Annotated in this window: 18 protein-coding genes; 6 read left to right on the forward strand and 12 right to left on the reverse strand. The window is 52.7% G+C overall.

Annotated elements, in window-relative coordinates; all coding sequences use genetic code 11:
* Positions 1–24: 24 nt before the first annotated feature.
* Positions 25–1,155: a glycosyltransferase family 4 protein gene (locus EXW96_RS14470; protein WP_062407190.1), complete on the reverse strand. Its 1,131-nt coding sequence runs from the start codon at positions 1,153–1,155 to the stop codon at positions 25–27.
* A gap of 168 nt (positions 1,156–1,323) precedes the next feature.
* Between EXW96_RS14470 and EXW96_RS14475 the strand changes: the two genes are divergently transcribed.
* Positions 1,324–2,466, forward strand: coding sequence for a GGDEF domain-containing protein (locus EXW96_RS14475; protein WP_137669947.1), 1,143 nt, complete (start codon positions 1,324–1,326; stop codon positions 2,464–2,466).
* Positions 2,467–2,597: 131 nt separating this feature from the next.
* On the opposite strand, the gene EXW96_RS14480 is transcribed toward EXW96_RS14475, so the two are convergent.
* Positions 2,598–2,804, reverse strand: a complete 207-nt coding sequence (locus EXW96_RS14480) for a helix-turn-helix domain-containing protein (protein ID WP_054820134.1) — start codon at positions 2,802–2,804, stop codon at positions 2,598–2,600.
* Between the two features lie 188 nt (positions 2,805–2,992).
* On the reverse strand, positions 2,993–3,610 hold the full coding sequence (locus EXW96_RS14485) for a rhomboid family intramembrane serine protease (protein ID WP_062407187.1): 618 nt from the start codon (positions 3,608–3,610) through the stop codon (positions 2,993–2,995).
* Between the two features lie 961 nt (positions 3,611–4,571).
* Between EXW96_RS14485 and EXW96_RS14495 the strand changes: the two genes are divergently transcribed.
* Positions 4,572–5,024 (forward strand): helix-turn-helix domain-containing protein, encoded by a 453-nt coding sequence (locus EXW96_RS14495; RefSeq protein WP_074727893.1) that lies wholly within the window; start codon positions 4,572–4,574, stop codon positions 5,022–5,024.
* 120 nt (positions 5,025–5,144) lie between these two features.
* Positions 5,145–5,402: a DUF1450 domain-containing protein gene (locus EXW96_RS14500; protein WP_054820137.1), complete on the forward strand. Its 258-nt coding sequence runs from the start codon at positions 5,145–5,147 to the stop codon at positions 5,400–5,402.
* Between the two features lie 52 nt (positions 5,403–5,454).
* Here the strand turns inward: EXW96_RS14500 and queC are convergent, their stop codons facing one another.
* The 3 genes from queC to queD form a co-directional block, all read right to left on the reverse strand.
* On the reverse strand, positions 5,455–6,150 hold the full coding sequence (queC, locus tag EXW96_RS14505; RefSeq protein ID WP_174350828.1) for a 7-cyano-7-deazaguanine synthase QueC: 696 nt from the start codon (positions 6,148–6,150) through the stop codon (positions 5,455–5,457).
* Between the two features lie 70 nt (positions 6,151–6,220).
* The gene (locus tag EXW96_RS14510; RefSeq protein WP_082660972.1) at positions 6,221–6,880 is read right to left on the reverse strand and encodes a 7-carboxy-7-deazaguanine synthase QueE; all 660 of its coding nucleotides are present in this window, start codon (positions 6,878–6,880) and stop codon (positions 6,221–6,223) included.
* A gap of 44 nt (positions 6,881–6,924) precedes the next feature.
* On the reverse strand, positions 6,925–7,401 hold the full coding sequence (gene queD, locus EXW96_RS14515; protein WP_062407184.1) for a 6-carboxytetrahydropterin synthase QueD: 477 nt from the start codon (positions 7,399–7,401) through the stop codon (positions 6,925–6,927).
* 210 nt (positions 7,402–7,611) lie between these two features.
* On the opposite strand from queD, the gene EXW96_RS14520 reads away from it, so the two are divergent.
* A complete protein-coding gene (locus tag EXW96_RS14520; protein ID WP_062407181.1) occupies positions 7,612–8,985 on the forward strand; it encodes an RsmB/NOP family class I SAM-dependent RNA methyltransferase in 1,374 nt (457 codons plus the stop codon).
* A gap of 82 nt (positions 8,986–9,067) precedes the next feature.
* Here the strand turns inward: EXW96_RS14520 and EXW96_RS14525 are convergent, their stop codons facing one another.
* Complete coding sequence (locus EXW96_RS14525; protein ID WP_174350829.1) at positions 9,068–10,111, reverse strand: hypothetical protein; 1,044 nt, start codon at positions 10,109–10,111, stop codon at positions 9,068–9,070.
* Positions 10,112–10,301: 190 nt separating this feature from the next.
* Here EXW96_RS14525 and EXW96_RS14530 point away from each other — a divergent pair, with 190 nt between their 5' ends.
* Positions 10,302–10,394 carry a sporulation protein YjcZ gene (locus tag EXW96_RS14530; RefSeq protein WP_082660651.1) on the forward strand — a complete coding sequence of 31 codons (93 nt, stop codon included), beginning with the start codon at positions 10,302–10,304 and terminating at the stop codon, positions 10,392–10,394.
* A 97-nt stretch (positions 10,395–10,491) separates the two neighbouring features.
* Here EXW96_RS14530 and EXW96_RS14535 read toward each other — a convergent pair whose 3' ends face one another.
* From EXW96_RS14535 to EXW96_RS14545, 3 genes are read right to left on the reverse strand one after another with little or no spacing between them, the layout of a single operon-like run.
* Entirely contained in the window at positions 10,492–11,304 is an 813-nt protein-coding gene (locus EXW96_RS14535; protein ID WP_054820140.1) for a Cof-type HAD-IIB family hydrolase, read from the reverse strand.
* A 19-nt stretch (positions 11,305–11,323) separates the two neighbouring features.
* On the reverse strand, positions 11,324–12,079 hold the full coding sequence (locus tag EXW96_RS14540; protein ID WP_062407177.1) for a pseudouridine synthase: 756 nt from the start codon (positions 12,077–12,079) through the stop codon (positions 11,324–11,326).
* Between the two features lie 2 nt (positions 12,080–12,081).
* Positions 12,082–13,557: an RsmB/NOP family class I SAM-dependent RNA methyltransferase gene (locus tag EXW96_RS14545; RefSeq protein WP_174350830.1), complete on the reverse strand. Its 1,476-nt coding sequence runs from the start codon at positions 13,555–13,557 to the stop codon at positions 12,082–12,084.
* Between the two features lie 223 nt (positions 13,558–13,780).
* Here EXW96_RS14545 and EXW96_RS14550 point away from each other — a divergent pair, with 223 nt between their 5' ends.
* Positions 13,781–14,263, forward strand: coding sequence for a thioredoxin family protein (locus tag EXW96_RS14550; protein WP_174350831.1), 483 nt, complete (start codon positions 13,781–13,783; stop codon positions 14,261–14,263).
* 73 nt (positions 14,264–14,336) lie between these two features.
* Here EXW96_RS14550 and EXW96_RS14555 read toward each other — a convergent pair whose 3' ends face one another.
* Both EXW96_RS14555 and yjbM read right to left on the reverse strand, forming a co-directional pair.
* On the reverse strand, positions 14,337–14,762 hold the full coding sequence (locus EXW96_RS14555) for a DUF309 domain-containing protein (protein WP_254611386.1): 426 nt from the start codon (positions 14,760–14,762) through the stop codon (positions 14,337–14,339).
* Positions 14,763–14,796: 34 nt separating this feature from the next.
* Entirely contained in the window at positions 14,797–15,600 is an 804-nt protein-coding gene (gene yjbM / locus EXW96_RS14560; protein WP_062407171.1) for a GTP diphosphokinase, read from the reverse strand.
* Between the last annotated feature and the right edge of the window lie 7 nt (positions 15,601–15,607).

Raw genomic sequence — 15,607 nt, forward strand, 5'->3', positions numbered from 1 at the left:
TTCTCACGACCTTTCATAAGAAATCTAGGCGTCTTTCCGGTAGCTGCGGTACACACTGCGCAGCTGCTGAACAATCCGTGTCATCGAATACGATTTGAGCGCCTTCTCCAGCGCGACCCTCGACAGCTGATACCGGTACATCGGGTCGCCGGCCACTTTCTCCAGCGCCGCCGCGAGCGCAGCCACATCGTCTACGGGAACCAGAAGACCGTTGACGCCGTGCTCAATCTGCTCGGCGATTCCTCCGACCCGCGTCCCTACGAGGGCAAGACCGCAAAGCGCTGCCTCGGCGAACACCGACCCGAAAGCTTCTGCACGGGAAGGCAGTACAAACACATCGAAAAACGGCATAAAATCTTCCGGGTGAAGCATATAGCCGTAAAATATCGTATCGTCATAAATGCCCAGCTTTTGCGCCAGCGCCTCCAGCTCCGGACGAATCGGTCCGTCTCCGATCAAATGAAGCACGAACGGCAGCCCCTTGCGTTTCAGCTCCGCGCAAGCGTACAGCAGCGTATCCAGCCCTTTGGCCGGAACCAGGCGGCAGACGCTGATCAGCTGAGGCACCTGATTCTCATGATGTACCGGGCGAAACCTTTTCTCGTCGAATCCGTTGGGAATGACTCCGATTTTCTCGGGCTCCTGCACATAATCGGATAAATACTGCTTGAATGAGTTGGATACGGTGATCAGCTGGTCCGCCTTCTCCTCAAGCTCCCTGTAGAGCGAGGTAAGAAACTGGTATTCCGGGCCGTCTTCACTAATTTTTCCGTTTAGCTTCAATTCGCGCTCGTAGCTGGAATGGATCGTCATAATGAGCGGCGTATCCGGAAAAAGCCGTTTCATGACGAGACCGGCAATCGGATGATGGGCATGAATCAGATCGTAAGAAGATTTGATGCGAAGCTTTGTCCACCATATATAGTCCTTTATCGTCTGAATATATTTATCGACTACCGGATTTCCGGCGTACGGCTCCCAATCGAACGTAGAGAAATGAACCTCTTCGCCGCCTTTGCCTCGCACCCTCTTGGGCAAGGAAAACAGTTCCATTTCCCAGCCCCGTTTGTTGAAGCGCTCCAGCATGAAGGGAACCATGGAGGAAACCCCGCCCGGCTGCTCCGGGGGAAAAAACAAAGCTTGCAATATGCGCATTAGCAGACCTACCTCCGGTCTTCCCGTTGTTGTTGCGGCTGTCCCGCATATCTCTTCATCCTAATCCTATCAGGTATGGAAAAGGACTACAAGACTTCCCTGCTCGAATATATGTTTGGTATAATGGGTCATATGTAACCGTTTGATGATGGGGGCCTGCCACTTTTCATGGACAACTTCACGATATCGGATATGTTTTTCGGACCTGCGGGGCCGGTTTTCCTGCACTCCATGCTGATTGTAATTATAGGGATGACGATGTTCGTTTCGATCCGCCTTCTGATCACCCGCCGCAAAATCGGCTACCTCTCCATGGTCGTGGCACTTGGTATTTTTCTCCTGCAGTACGGCCAATTAGTTCACCAGACGTTATCGCACAATACGGGCGATGTGCAGACATTTACGGCGCTTGTGCTTAAAGTGCTCGCCTTTGTTATGATGAATATCGGAATGTATCAGTTGTATAACGTCACGCGCAAAAGAGATATTGTCGTTTTTTGCTTGTCCGGCGCTTTAAGCGTTGCGGCAGCACTAACCTATTGGTATGCTCCAATCTGGCTTCAGAGCAGCGAGGAACATCATGCGCTTCTGCGCCCGCTCGGCATGGAGCTGTATTTGTTTATTCTTATTTTTGTAAGCTTTATGCTGGTGAATCCGAGAATCGGACAAAACGGCAAATACCAGCTGATGCTAACCGTTTATTTCGTGATGCATACCGTGCATATGGCCAATCTTTATCTCTTTAACGGAAGTCAGCGTGCGCTGGATCTGTTGGAACGAACCATCCCTTTTGCATTCCATATCGTGCTGTTTCTGTTTATCTTCGAACGCGTCATCGAGCTGATGCAAGCCATTTATATATCGTCCATTACCGACGGACTGACCCGGCTGTATAACCGCAAATATTTTGAAAACCGGGTGAAGCAATACGTACAGCAGCGTGTGCCGGTAGCCGTACTTTTCAGCGATATTGACAATTTCAAAAAATTAAACGATACGAAAGGCCATCAGATGGGGGATCTGGCATTAAAAAAGGTCGCCCAAATCGTGAAGGAGGAAACAGAGGATGCCGGCATTTGCGGGCGCTACGGCGGTGAGGAAATCGTCGTGCTGATCACGGATCCGGATACGAAGGCGGAAAGTCTGGCAGAGCGGATACGTTCAAGGGTCGAAGAGGAAACGAACGTTACCGTCAGTGTGGGCTACAGCTATTATTCCAAAGGGGTAACAGCGGAGGAACTGATCAAGCAGGCAGATGAAGCGATGTACCAAGCCAAAACGACCGGAAAAAACAAAGTCGTAGGCTTTTAGACTCAGCGAGCGCAGTGATGACAGTCCGGAGACAGAGACAGAAAGCTTCCGACTGCCGTAATTTTATGAACAAGTCCGGATGCGGCTATGCTGCACTCCATGTCGGCAATCGGCATCCGTCCGGCGCAGGTTTACTCGATGTTAAACAGCTCCTCCATCGGCTGTTCCAACAGCTCGCTGAGCTTCTTGGCGGTGGCGGGCCCGACAGGTTTGACCGAACGCTCCAGCAGGCTGATGTACGCATAGCTTAAGCCCGATAATTTTGCAAGCTCCCGCTGTGTCATCCCTTTGACAATCCGCGCTCTTACGATGGCGTTCGTTTTGGCTTTAATTTTCATTTTCAGCCCCCCAAACTTTCACAAACCTACTTTTTATTATACCACTTACAATTATACCACTTTAATTTACTAATGCAACCAAATAAGTTCACTATTGTATATTTTTATGTCTTTCCTTCGACAAAAAAAGCGCCTGGAGAACAAGTGTTGTTCACCTTTGGCGCCTGCATTTGGCCTTGCCTCTTTTTCTAAGCTGATCTCCGGGTTCTTCTTTTTATAAAAAGCACGATCAGTGCCATCGCCGCCAGCCCTCCGAGAAAGCCTCCCAGATGGGCATAAATATCGATATCCGGAACAACGATGGAGTAGATGAATCCGACTCCGATAATCGTAAGCACGACTTGCTTCGTCTGGTGGTCGATGATATCTTTGCGGAACACGGCCAAATATAAATATGCGGCATAAATGCCATAAATCGCGCCCGATGCGCCGGCCGAGACAAAATAGTCTTGATGAAACCAGGCGCTGACGAGGTTCCCGGCCAAGCCGCACACCAGATAAAACAGCGCATACCTCCATTTTCCAAGCATTCGCTCCAGCGGCGGCGCAAACACGTATAAAGCAAAGCAATTAAAGAGCAGATGAGCGAATCCGATATGCAAAAACATCGCCGTAAAATACCGCCACGCTTCCGGTTCCAGATTCGGCAGGTCATATAATGCTCCGAATTGAATCAATGTAACGGTATCCTGGGATGAACCGAACCATTCCATCAGACCCACCAGAATGATATGAATACAGATCAAAACCGCAGTGACGGGGTACCACTTGATATATTGTTTTAAGCTCTCTGTCCGGCTGAACACCGTTATCCACACCCTCTCCCGCGATTTATTCTTCTATCTAATTGTAATGAAAAATGTACCGGAACAGCAAATCGATCTAAAAATTAGATAACGTCCGGATAGACATCAGCAGGTCATAAAATGAAAAAAAGGTTTGCAGCAGCCGGTAGACTCTACGGGGTTTCCTTATAGCATCCGTTGCTGAAACTGCTGCGCGTTCTTTTGAAGCGGCGGGCGAGTCCTCGACCGCTTCGTCATTGTTTATCCACTCGTCCTCAATGCACTCGTTTCAAATACGACGAGATCTCCGTGGGTCAAATGAATTGGTCCGTAGATGGTTTAATGGGGGATGGGGCATGATCCGTGCAGATCATCGGGGTGCTGAGAAATTCGATGGATTACAAGGAATTCCGACATCTGAGTCTCTTACCAAACTAAAACTTCGGGACCCGTAAGGGTCCCTTGGTCTTTTTTCACCGAAAACGGTCCTTAGGCAGGAATATCGCGTTGCAACCAAGATCGGGAGAACCTTTTGCCGCAGGCCAAACGGCCGGCCGCTGTAAAGCCGGTTCAGGAGATCCCGACGAGATGTCAACCGGCCTTAGGCTGAAGCCGAATGCTCCTCTTCCAGATGGCAGTACTCACACTGGCACATGCCTGCATTGTAAAGGGTAAGATTATAGTAATGGAATCCGGATGAAAAAACGGTTTCACATTCGGAATATTTCAACGTATGGATCTCTTCGCATAAAATACAATAGTACATAATGCCCGACTCCTTTTTGACTTATACGACAATTATATACAATTTGTATCCAAAACTCTACAGAAAGTTACGAAATTTCGCAAAAAAACTTGAATATCATCCATCGGCCAATGATTCGTTGGTCCGACATTGTATTTGCTATTGTATACTGATATTATAATATTGTTAACCTTTGTTTACCCGTTCGTTTTTTATCCTTTTAATGAGAGGTTGCCTATGGATTTCTATGATCAGTTAAAAGATATGCGCAAAATGAAAGGGTTCACGATACGCGAGCTGGCGGACCGGTCCGGCGTCTCGGCGGCCTACATCTCCCAATTGGAGAACGGGAACCGCGGCGTTCCCTCACCCGACGTGCTGATGAAGCTGTCGGAAGGGCTGAATATCCCTTACACCGAGCTGATGCAGATCGCCGGCTACCTGGACAAATCATCCGTAGAGCATGAAAACCGCAACTATAAAAAGACCCACATTAACTTGCGGAGGTTTCTTCGCGAGAATGATCTTGTTTTTGACGGCATTGAGCTTACCCCTACGGATAAGGAATGGATTGAACGGATGCTTACCGTCCTCTTCTGGAAACAAAAAAAGCTGCAAGGCCAGGAACGGCACTCTCCGGAGCACGATCCGGAGGTTGGAACCACGTTTACATATGATCACGAAAAATAAATTCCGATGGCGATATTCGGCATCACATCCCCCTTTTGTTGACGAGGCTCGGGTACATCGATATAATTACAACCGTCGTGAAGTACTCTAAGCTGATTCCCGGATAAGGATGTGCTGTCATTGAGATCCGTCTTTTTAGAATATTGCAGCAATAATCTGCGGCTGAAGAATACACAAACCTATGAACATATGGAAGATAACCATCCTCATCTTATCCAAAAAGTAAGAGGCTGTCTGGACCACTGCGAACGATGCAAGCTTAACCCGTTTGTCATTGTTAACCGCCCTAAGAAATGGTTCGGTTACGAATCGGAATATATGGAAGCCGCCAGTTCGGAACAACTGATCGAAAAGATCGAAAAGGAATTGAAGCATTAACGCAAAAAAATCCGGCACTTGAGGCTCATTTGAACCTGGAGTGCCGGATTTTTTATTCCTTTCCGGTCCGATACGGAACAGGATCCGTTGCTTGCGCATCGGCAAAGCCTTTCAGCCGGAGACGGCAGCTGTCGCATACGCCGCAGGCCTCCTCCTGCCCGTTATAGCAAGAGGTCGTAAGCTGATACGGCACGCCAAGCCGCATCCCTTCCCGGATAATCTCCGCTTTGGTCCATTGGATCAGCGGCGTCTCAATCCGGATCGGCCCCCCTTCAACACCTACGCGGGTAGCAAGAGCCATGACCTCCTGCACCTTGCGGATAAACTCCGGACGGCAGTCTGGATAGCCGCTGTAATCTAGGGCATTGACACCGATATAGATCGCTTCTGCTCCGCTCACCTCGGCATAAGACGTGGCGATCGAAAGGAACAGCAGATTGCGCCCCGGTACATAAGTAATCGGAATCTCGGAGTCTACCGCGCCACTTTCCCCGGCCGGCGGCACCTCGATCGATTCATCGGTCAGCGCGCTGCCGCCGAATTCTTTAAGGAATCCGAGCGAAATCACCCGATGCCTGTCCGACACGCCGTAAAATTCGGCCACCTGCCGGGCGTTCTCAATTTCTCTTCTTTGACGCTGCCCGTAATCGAAGGTAATCGGATACAGTTCGTAACCGGCCTCTTGTGCAATTCCCATGCACGTTGTACTGTCCAAACCGCCGCTTAAAATGACGACTGCCTTTTTCATATGCAATACTATCCCTGCCTTTACTCTCGTATCGTTGGTTGGTCCTTCAAACCGAAAAGCCCGGCCGCACTCATACGCCGCGCATCGCCGGGTCCCAAATGATTTTGTGCATCTGCATATTCAGCTTGACCTGGGACAACCCGTGTTCCAGCATGAGACGGACCAGCTTGTCAGGGGGCATCGTTTCCCATACAGGACTGAACAGCGGCAGCGCAGCCGTCGGGAACGTTTCGAGCACCGTTTTGGCCGCCAGAAAATCGCGGTCGCTGCCGATCACGAATTTCAGCTCGTCCTGGGGACGCAGCTTGGACAGGTTCGCTGTAATCATTTTGTCCTCTTCACCGGAATCGGGCAGCTTGTAATCCATAATATACCTTACAATCGGAGATTTGATCCTTTCCAGGTACGGGGTAAGGTCAATGGCTCCGTTGGTCTCGATATGCAGATCCGTATATCTCCCGGTGGCAGCCAGGGCTTCAATCAGAGCCGTCGATCTGTCCCCGTAGAGCAGCGGCTCGCCGCCCGTCAGACACACATGCTTTGATGAATAACGGCTTGCCTCCGCCACGATATCGCCTATGGTCATCACGAATTCCGCTTCCGCTGGCGGATAGCTGTATTTGGTATCACACCAGGTGCAGCGCAGGTTGCATCCGAACAAACGTATAAATACCGTCGGGAAGCCCGCTCGCGACCCTTCTCCCTCCACCGTCTCGAAAATTTCAACCATGGGCAGTTTAATCTCGTTTATGTCTACACGTTCGGCAGCTTGACTCAAGAGAGTTCATCTCCCATCAACCTAGCCGTCACCGAAGCGTAGCTGGTAGGTGTCTCCCATAAACGGACTTCCTCTACCCGCACCGCAGGGTACAGCCCTTCGCTTGCCAAAGCGTCCCGCAGCTGCTCATACATCCAGACGACCATGTTTTCGGCCGTGGTGTTCATCGGCGGCAGGACTTCATTCAAATAACGGTGATCCAGCCTGTCGAGGATGCGGGCTTTCGCTATTCGTTTGATGTCGGCAAAATCAATCGTAATGCCCCGCTCGTCCACCTTGCCCCGCATGATCACCTGGAGCTTATACGTATGCCCGTGGAGGCTTTTGCACTTGCCCTCATAACAATGCAGATGGTGCGCGCTGTCAAATGTAAATTCCTTCGATACGAGCACTTCTCTGTCATGATACTTGAGCTGGCTCTTCTGTATGTCTTCCCCTAACGTTTGCACTTTTTTGGGGATTTCGTATTCCATTGGTCATTCACCTCTTTACCCAAGGATAAACGCGATGCCGGCCCCTCGGGACGGAGCGTCAGTCAAGGTGATTCAGATACGGGTATAGAATCTTGGCGACAACCTTACTGAATCAACGAACTATTATATCACGCGGGGTAGACTTCTCACAATATGGCGAAGCTTGTATAATGAAGAATAGTTTGCAGACAAAGGAGAGAAACGCATCCTATGATGCAATTACCCGAAGCATTTATCGAACAAATGAAACGGCAGCTCGGCGACGGCGCGGAAGCGTTCCTCTTGAGCTATACTTTTCCCCGGGTCCTGGGATTGCGTTTGAACCCGGGCAAAATCAGCAGGAGTAACGGACTCGCCTTAGAGCCGCTGGTAAAGATGTTCGGTCTTGAATCGGTGCCCTGGTGCGACACCGGATTTTATTACCGGGAGGAAACAAAGCCGGGAAAGCATCCTTACCATGCGGCCGGCGTGTATTACATACAAGAGCCTTCGGCCATGTCCGCCGTCGAGCTGCTGGATCCGCGTCCCGGTGAGATCGTATTGGATCTTGCCGCCGCTCCGGGAGGCAAGTCGACACAGATTGCCGGCAAGCTTGCGGGCCGGGGGCTCCTGATTTCGAATGAAATCCATCCTGCGCGGGCCAAAATCTTGTCGGAAAACATCGAACGGATGGGGGTGCCTAACGCCGTTGTGGTCAGCGCGGCGCCTCGACAGCTGGCCGAACGGTTTCCCCGCTTTTTCGATAAAATCATGGTGGACGCCCCCTGCTCCGGCGAAGGCATGTTCCGGAAGGATCCGGACACGATCAAGGAATGGTCGCCTGAACATGTGGAGATGTGCGCGGCGCGGCAGAAGGACATCCTGGATGCCGCCGTCACGATGCTGAAGCCGGGCGGACGGCTGGCCTATTCCACCTGCACATTCAATGAGCTGGAGAATGAACGGACGGTCGAAGCGCTGCTGCAGCGGTACCCGAAGCTTCAGCTCGAGCGGATGGAGCGCATTTGGCCGCATCTTGAGGCCGGGGAAGGTCACTTTGTAGCCGTCCTGCAGCTCTCGGAAGCATCGGGGAGCCTAACGGCGGCAGCCTCCCAATCTCGCAAAAGGGCACAACGGGGCGGGCGAAAACAGCGTCCCGAAGAGGACGCCATGCGGCTGTTTAAAGACTTCGCCGCGGAGGCATTGAGCCCCGGCCGTTTCGAGCTTCCGCCGGGTGAACCGCTGCTCTTCGGCGGGCAGCTGTACTGGCTGCCGACCGTGATGGACTGCCCGTTTGACGGCGCATGGCTACAGGGCATGAAGGTGCTGCGACCGGGTCTGCATCTTGGGGAAGTGAAGAAGGGACGGCTTGAGCCTGCCCATGCCCTCGCTCTTGCCCTGCCCTCGGCTTTGACTGTCAGCCATGCGGCGGACTTCGCAGCGGACAGTTCGCAAGTACAGCGCTATCTTCAAGGAGAAGTCATCGAACGTCCCGCGGCAGGCAGCGGCTGGACCCTGGTTACCGTTGACGGTTACCCCCTCGGCTGGGGCAAGCAAACGGGGCACCAGCTTAAGAATCACTACCCCAAAGGGCTCAGGCGCTAAAGGCAAGCGATCGGCGTCTTGCCGGTAATATAATGAAGGCTGTCCCGCTGGATGAGCTCATCTTGCGGAACAGCCTTTCTCATTAATGCACGTGCTCCGTCTCGAACAATACTTCTTCGATCAGCCGGTTTTTGTGCATCATCGTCAGATTTATGGTATCATAGTCCTTCTCTTTATCCAGCTCTTCCATCAATAAGGTAGCGATCAGCTCGCGATCGTCCGTGCTTCCCGGCTCCCGGAAATCGATAAAGCCCGTAAGCTGCCGCTGACTGATATCCACCGTAGCCGTCCCGATCGGCAAGCCGCCGCGAGATTGCTGATAGATCTCATACGTAAGCACACCCCCGTCATCGCGTGCCAGGACAATCGTATACTCATTCCGCAAAGGGCTTGAATAAACGTCCGGATCATCGTCTGCATCATCTTTCGGCAGCAGATCCTCATGCGTCAGTTCGATGGTTTCGATGAGTTCATCGAGGTGCTGCATATGAATGACAAAGCCGTCCACTTCATCCTCGTTAAAATCAAGAATGATCAAATCGGCGATGGTATTCAGCTCTTTTCCCGACGGCTCGAACAGCCAATCGACCGTTCCTGTCACGATACGGTCTTCTATGGTGAGGAAAACTTCAGCTACCAGATCGTCCTCATGGTCATAAATATGATACTCAATCGAATCGTCGTCCTCACCAACAACGACCATTTCATAATCGGCCATCGTATACTCTTCCCGTTCGTCCGGATTCTCATCCTCCAGGCGTGTACTGTAGTCCACCCAATCGGGACCGTATTCCGGCACCTCCTCCGCATCGGAACTGCGGTTTTGCGGCGATGGCGCGTCTTCTGTCGCAATGACGTGATCATAACTGCTGTAAGTGACCATTACTTCGCAATCACGTGCACGCAAAGCGTCCACAAGCGCCCAGACATAAGTGTGCACGTGATCGGATACCTCGTCTTTTTCGGTCTCGGACAACACTTCTTTCTCCAACTGGAGCGTGCCCGCGATTCGGTCGGATTCCCGGTAGACTAACGCCAGCGTTCCAACAAAACGATTTTTGTACAAAATGTCGCAAACCTCTCCGCCGGCCGTTTTCAAATCCGGTCTAAGCATGACATGATTCATTCGGGTCCCCTCCAAGCTGGCACAGTATGGTTACACGATTAGCATGTCCTCTCCCGGCCAAAATTTATGCGCCCCGGGTCATCCGCCCAAACCAATACGGTCATATGTCATATCCTATAGCAGACAGTTGCCCTATAAAAGATTTCAATGCGGCATTGGATGAAAACAATCACGTTAAGGAGGTATTTCCATGTCTCATTCTCACGGTTATTTCACATCGACGGGTGTCATTCTGGTTTTGTTTATTCTGCTGGTGGTCTTGCTTAGGGCAGGCATTTATTGATTTGCTGCGGTAATCCATGAAAGAGCTTGCCGGCAAAAAGAAGGCCGGAGCATTCTCCAAGCCTTCTTTTGCCGGCCGCGGCAGCTCATACATACGCTTATTGGCCCGCCAACTCCGGGCACACATGACGCATAAGCGCTTCTGCCACGCCTTCCTCATTATTTGAAAGTGCAACCTCATCCGCAGCCAGCTTGACCTCCTCCGGAGAATTGCCCATGGCTATGCCAAGCCCGGCAAAGCGGAGCATGTCGATATCGTTATAATAATTGCCCATGGCCAGAATAGAGGACGGTTCAATCCCCCACATCCCGGAAAGGTTGCTCAGCGCACGTCCCTTGGATACGGATTTGAGCATGACGTCGATAAAATGCGCTCCGCTCCGGATCGCTTGAAGCGAGGACGGCAGGTCGAATGAAGCCAATTGCCGTTCTACCCGATCCATCGCTTCCTGCGAACCGAACATCGTAAATTTCACGATAGGTACCGTCAAGGCAAGCACATCATCGACCCGTTCCGGAACCGCCATATATTTTTCGTACATCGCCGCTTCCGCTTCGCCTACGTGTTCCACATACATTTTCCATGAGGTGTTCAAGTCAAAATGCACATGCTCCGCGCGGCAGTATTGGACAAGCCCCGCAATATGCCCGATCGGAAAAGAAAATTCATGCAGCAGCCGGGAGCCCGGCGTCTCGACCGTAGCGGCCCCGTTATGCGCAATCAGCACCCCCTCAAATCCCATTTGCTCCATAATCGGAACCGAGCTTTCCGGCGCTCTCCCGGTACACAGCACGATACGGCTCCCCGCCTCATGAACCCGCCGGAGTGTGGATACCGTACGCTCTGTCAGCTCGTAATTGTCGTTCAACAGCGTTCCGTCCACATCAAGCGCAATTAATTGGTATTGCATTTCCTGCCCACTTCCTTCTCTAGCTCTTATGATATTCGCCATGCTCCTTTAAAGACAGCCGTTCTTTTTCCGTCAACTCCCGGTACTTCCCTGCAGGAAGATTCGGGTCAAGCTTCAGCGGTCCCATGGCGATCCGTTTGAGAAAAACGATGCGTTTTCCAACCGATTGGAACATGCGTTTTACCTGATGAAACTTCCCTTCCATAATGGTGAGCTCAATACGGGACAGCTCGGATTGCGCCGGGTTTCCCCTGTGCAGAATGACAAGCTCCGCCGGCATCGTGACGTACCCGTCATCCAACGTGACGCCGCGGGCAAACGCAGCCTTATCGCTTTCGTCTACGGCTCCCTCTACCTCGGCATAATACGTTTTGGGCACATGCTTGCGGGGAGACAGCAATTGATGAGCCAGCTTGCCGTCATTGGTCAGCAGCAGCAGCCCTTCCGTATCTTTATCCAGCCGTCCGACGGGAAACAAATCAAAATGGGCGTACCTACTATCGATCAGATCCAGAACAGTACGGTCCCGGGTGTCTTCCGTGGCCGAAACAACACCCTGCGGCTTGTTCAGCATCAGGTAAACGAATTCCCGGTACACGACCGGCTCTCCGTCCACATGGATTTCATCGCGCTCCGGATGCACCTGCTGCCCGCTGTCTTTGACCGTCCTGCCATTCACGCTGACGGCTCCGCGTTTTACCAGCTGTTTGATCTCGCTGCGCGTACCGAAGCCCGTATGAGCGAGAAGCTTGTCTAAACGAAGCGTTGCTTTCATCTCTATGTCCACCTCCAGCCGGGAGGATATTCGTTCTTGAGCAGGCCGTCCTGCCATTTGGCCCAGCCGACGGGAAAACCGTCGATGCAGACGAGGCAGTAGCCCTTGGCCGGCACACCTTCTCCGGCCGTACGCAGCTCGTCGGGGGCGTGCATCAGCGTCTCGCCCTTCAAGTAGCGCACGGCCCGCGGATCGTCGGCCGTGAAGGTCACCGTACGCAGCGCCTCCTCCGCGCGCAGCCCCATCGCCAGCGCGTGCGACGGCACAAAGCGCTGGCCCGCAGCGCTGCCGAGGTACCAGCCGGGCCGGATGACCCGGACTCCGTCCAGCGGCGGCAGCCCCATTGGCGCGGCGTACACATGCTCGCCGCGGCACACAAGGCCCGCGGCGTCGTACGGCGCCGCCGCCAGCTGCTCCGCCGCAAAGCGCGCAAGCGCCTCGCGCGGGTCGGCCGCCGCGGCCTTCGCGGGCCGCTTGCCTTCCCGGCGTGGCGCCTTAGCGGCGGCCTGCGTCACGACGGGCCGCGCGCCCGCCTCCTCCGGCGCAGCCTGCCCGCGATGGCGCAGCACCGCGACAAAGTGGCCTTCGCCCGCAAGGCGATGGGGCCACAGCTTTGCCGTGCCGGCAACCTCGGCCGCGCGGCCGCCTTGTTCGCCCAGCCAGTCAGGACGTCCCGGCATCCAGCCGCTGCGTTCCGGAATCGGCTCCACCTCGAATAAAGGATGCGCTTCAAGAAACTCCGCGATGATCGCTTCATTCTCCTCCGGCGAGAACGTGCAGGTCGAATACACCAGCCGGCCGCCGGAACGCAGCATACGAGCCGCCTGCCGCAGCAAGATCCGCTGTATCGCAGCGTACTTCCCGGGCCAATCCGGACGCCAGGCTTTCGCCATGTCCTCTTCCTTGCGGAACATCCCCTCCCCCGAGCAGGGGGCATCGACCAGGATTTTATCGAAATATCCGGCGAAAGGCTCCACCAGCTTGTCCGGATTTTCATTGAGCACAACCGCGTTTCGAACTCCGCTGAGCTCGATATTTTTCACCAGCGCCTTGACCCGGTCCGGATGCACGTCATTGGCGACCAGCACGCCGGTCCCCTGCAGCTTCCCGGCGAGCTGGGTGGTTTTGCCCCCGGGCGCGGCGCACAAATCAAGCACCCGGTCGCCGGGACGTACGTCGAGCAGCTCCGCAGGCGCCATAGCGCTTGGCTCCTGGATGTAGTATAGTCCGGCATGGTAATGCGGATGCTTCCCCGGACGATCCTCTTCACGGTAATAGAACCCGGTTTCCGTCCAGGGCACCGGCTCCAGCCGGAAATTCGTCAGCTCCTGAAACCGGGACGGCTTGAGCTTCAATGAATTGACACGCAGCCCGTACAGCCGCTCCTTATGGTAGGAAGCCAGAAAATCCGCAGACTCCGCCCCCAGCAAACGTTCCATTTTATCCAAAAATGCTTCAGGCAGCATCAGCACCGTCATCAGTTCTCAACTCACTTTAATTGTTCTACAGGCATTAGTCCAATTGTACTTATTATCGTCCGGCTCCGCAACGAGCGGATCCCCGCATCCGCTTCAACCGCTCATGTCATCTGCAAGTTCGAAATTCCTTCATTTTTAGGGTACAATCGTAGAAGGAAACGAAAGAGTAAGTAACGAATATTTTGAAAGAACGTTACACCACTAAGAAGAAAAGAGGAGCACTATGAAAAAGCTTGGCATTTATTTATCCATCATCGTCGTTCTCTTCGGCGCGCTTTATTTTGTAAATCAGCAGGCCAATCAAGCCAAATACGGCAAGTATGCCGATAATGTATACGGCATTGACCCGAGCAAGCTTCAGCCCGAAACGCTGAAGCTGCTTGACGATCCTAACTACCAGAACATTATTTTACCTGACGCACTGGACAAGAAAATCGCCGCACAGGAAGATTTTTTCCTCTACTATTTTGCATCCACCTGCTCCCACTGCAAAGCGACGACTCCGGTGCTGATGCCTGTCGCCAAAGAACTGAACGTGGATGTCAAACAATTTAACCTGGAGGAATACCGTGACGCCTGGCAGCGGTATAATATTAAATTCACGCCTACTTTCGTATATTATAAAGACGGCAAAGAAGTAGAACGTCTGGAAGGCGAACAAACCGCCGATACGTTCCGCAGCTTTATCGCCAAACATAAACAATAGCCCTTCACATAGAAGCAGAGGACAGCGGCTCCTCTGCTTTTTTCAGCCGGTTGTCCCTATGATCCCGGAGCCTTCACGGCGCATCCTCTTCATGAGCCTCCGGCGGATGCAGGCGAAGCTCTTCCACCAGCGCTTCCAGCTGCGGATCCGTGACCCGAATATCCAAATCGTAAAAAGCAAACGGTTCTTCCTCCAAACGAAGAAGCTTAGCCAGATACGTTTTGCTGTCCTCGCGAAGCCGGTGCAGATCGATCCCGAGACGATCGCCCGGATATCCCTCCAGCTTTTCTATCGCAGCGGTAAACAGCTTTATCGCCCCGTTCACATTCCCGTTCCTATAATGGTAAAGGCCTACCGCTACCTGCAGCAGGCCTTGATAAAGAGGATTTCGGCCTTCTTCCAGCCACAATTCCTCCATCACCTCGTGACATTCGAAGTAATCCCTTGCTTCATTAAAATAGTATACAAACTGTACATACAGATGATCATAGGTATTCAAAGGGCAACCCTCCCCCATTTTACCCGGAGCCGGTTTACGGTGTAGAACCTTTTTTGGCCCGGATGATGGCATCTTCGATTTCGCTGGAAAGACGCTTCAAATGCCAGACGTCATCCGTATCCCAAAGCTCGTTGAAGCGCAGCTGAAACTGCGCCGCCTCGCGAACCCGGTGGTAAAAATACAGCTCCTGAATGCCGTTTAGAACCCGGTTGACGATGTTCGATTTATCCTCGAACAGCTTCTGAGCTTCCATAATTTCTTCGCGGATGTTGCTCATTTCCTGGTCGAGCAGAAACGCCGCTTCCGCCGCCTTGCTGAGCCGGTTCAGCACCTTCTCCGGCAGGCTTTCCCGATATTTATAGTTCAACGAATGCTCAATCGTAGCCCAAAAATTCATCGCCAGCGTGCGGAGCTGGATTTCGGCCAATACCCGCTTCATGCCGAGCGCCGTTTGTACCGGGTATTCTACGATCATATGGTAGCTGCGGTAGCCGCTTGGCTTTTTATTGAGAATGTAATCCTTCTCGTAGATCAGCTTCATATCCTCGCGTTTGCGGATCAGTTCGGCCAGCCGTTCAATGTCCTCGACGAATTGGCACATGATCCGGATCCCGGCAATATCCTCGATACCTGTCTCCAGCTTTTCCATAGGCACATTGAGCCGCTTGGATTTTTCCAGAATGCTCGAAATCCGTTTGACCCGGCCCGTGACGAATTCAACCGGAGAATATTCCTCCCAGATTTTCAGTTCTGCGCGCATGGTTTTGAACTTTACTTTCAATTCCTCAACCGCTTGTTCATAGGGCATAAGGAATTTTTTCCAATCGCGTCCGTCCAATCGCTAC

This window comes from Paenibacillus sp. JMULE4, from assembly GCF_013337105.1.
GTDB lineage: Bacteria > Bacillota > Bacilli > Paenibacillales > NBRC-103111 > Paenibacillus_G > Paenibacillus_G naphthalenovorans.

What these genes read in the sequence shown, in the direction of transcription:
- EXW96_RS14495 (WP_074727893.1), top strand. Translation starts at nt 4,572, where the DNA reads ATGGATTTCTATGATCAGTTAAAAGATATGCGCAAAATGAAAGGGTTC.
- EXW96_RS14540 (WP_062407177.1), bottom strand. Translation starts at nt 12,079, where the DNA reads ATGAAAGCAACGCTTCGTTTAGACAAGCTTCTCGCTCATACGGGCTTC.
- EXW96_RS14535 (WP_054820140.1), bottom strand. Translation starts at nt 11,304, where the DNA reads ATGCAATACCAATTAATTGCGCTTGATGTGGACGGAACGCTGTTGAAC.
- queD (WP_062407184.1), bottom strand. Translation starts at nt 7,401, where the DNA reads ATGGAATACGAAATCCCCAAAAAAGTGCAAACGTTAGGGGAAGACATA.
- EXW96_RS14480 (WP_054820134.1), bottom strand. Translation starts at nt 2,804, where the DNA reads ATGAAAATTAAAGCCAAAACGAACGCCATCGTAAGAGCGCGGATTGTC.
- EXW96_RS14470 (WP_062407190.1), bottom strand. Translation starts at nt 1,155, where the DNA reads ATGCGCATATTGCAAGCTTTGTTTTTTCCCCCGGAGCAGCCGGGCGGG.
- EXW96_RS14545 (WP_174350830.1), bottom strand. Translation starts at nt 13,557, where the DNA reads ATGACGGTGCTGATGCTGCCTGAAGCATTTTTGGATAAAATGGAACGT.
- EXW96_RS14520 (WP_062407181.1), top strand. Translation starts at nt 7,612, where the DNA reads ATGATGCAATTACCCGAAGCATTTATCGAACAAATGAAACGGCAGCTC.
- EXW96_RS14550 (WP_174350831.1), top strand. Translation starts at nt 13,781, where the DNA reads ATGAAAAAGCTTGGCATTTATTTATCCATCATCGTCGTTCTCTTCGGC.
- EXW96_RS14475 (WP_137669947.1), top strand. Translation starts at nt 1,324, where the DNA reads ATGGACAACTTCACGATATCGGATATGTTTTTCGGACCTGCGGGGCCG.
- queC (WP_174350828.1), bottom strand. Translation starts at nt 6,150, where the DNA reads ATGAAAAAGGCAGTCGTCATTTTAAGCGGCGGTTTGGACAGTACAACG.
- EXW96_RS14510 (WP_082660972.1), bottom strand. Translation starts at nt 6,880, where the DNA reads ATGGTTGAAATTTTCGAGACGGTGGAGGGAGAAGGGTCGCGAGCGGGC.
- EXW96_RS14525 (WP_174350829.1), bottom strand. Translation starts at nt 10,111, where the DNA reads ATGAATCATGTCATGCTTAGACCGGATTTGAAAACGGCCGGCGGAGAG.
- EXW96_RS14530 (WP_082660651.1), top strand. Translation starts at nt 10,302, where the DNA reads ATGTCTCATTCTCACGGTTATTTCACATCGACGGGTGTCATTCTGGTT.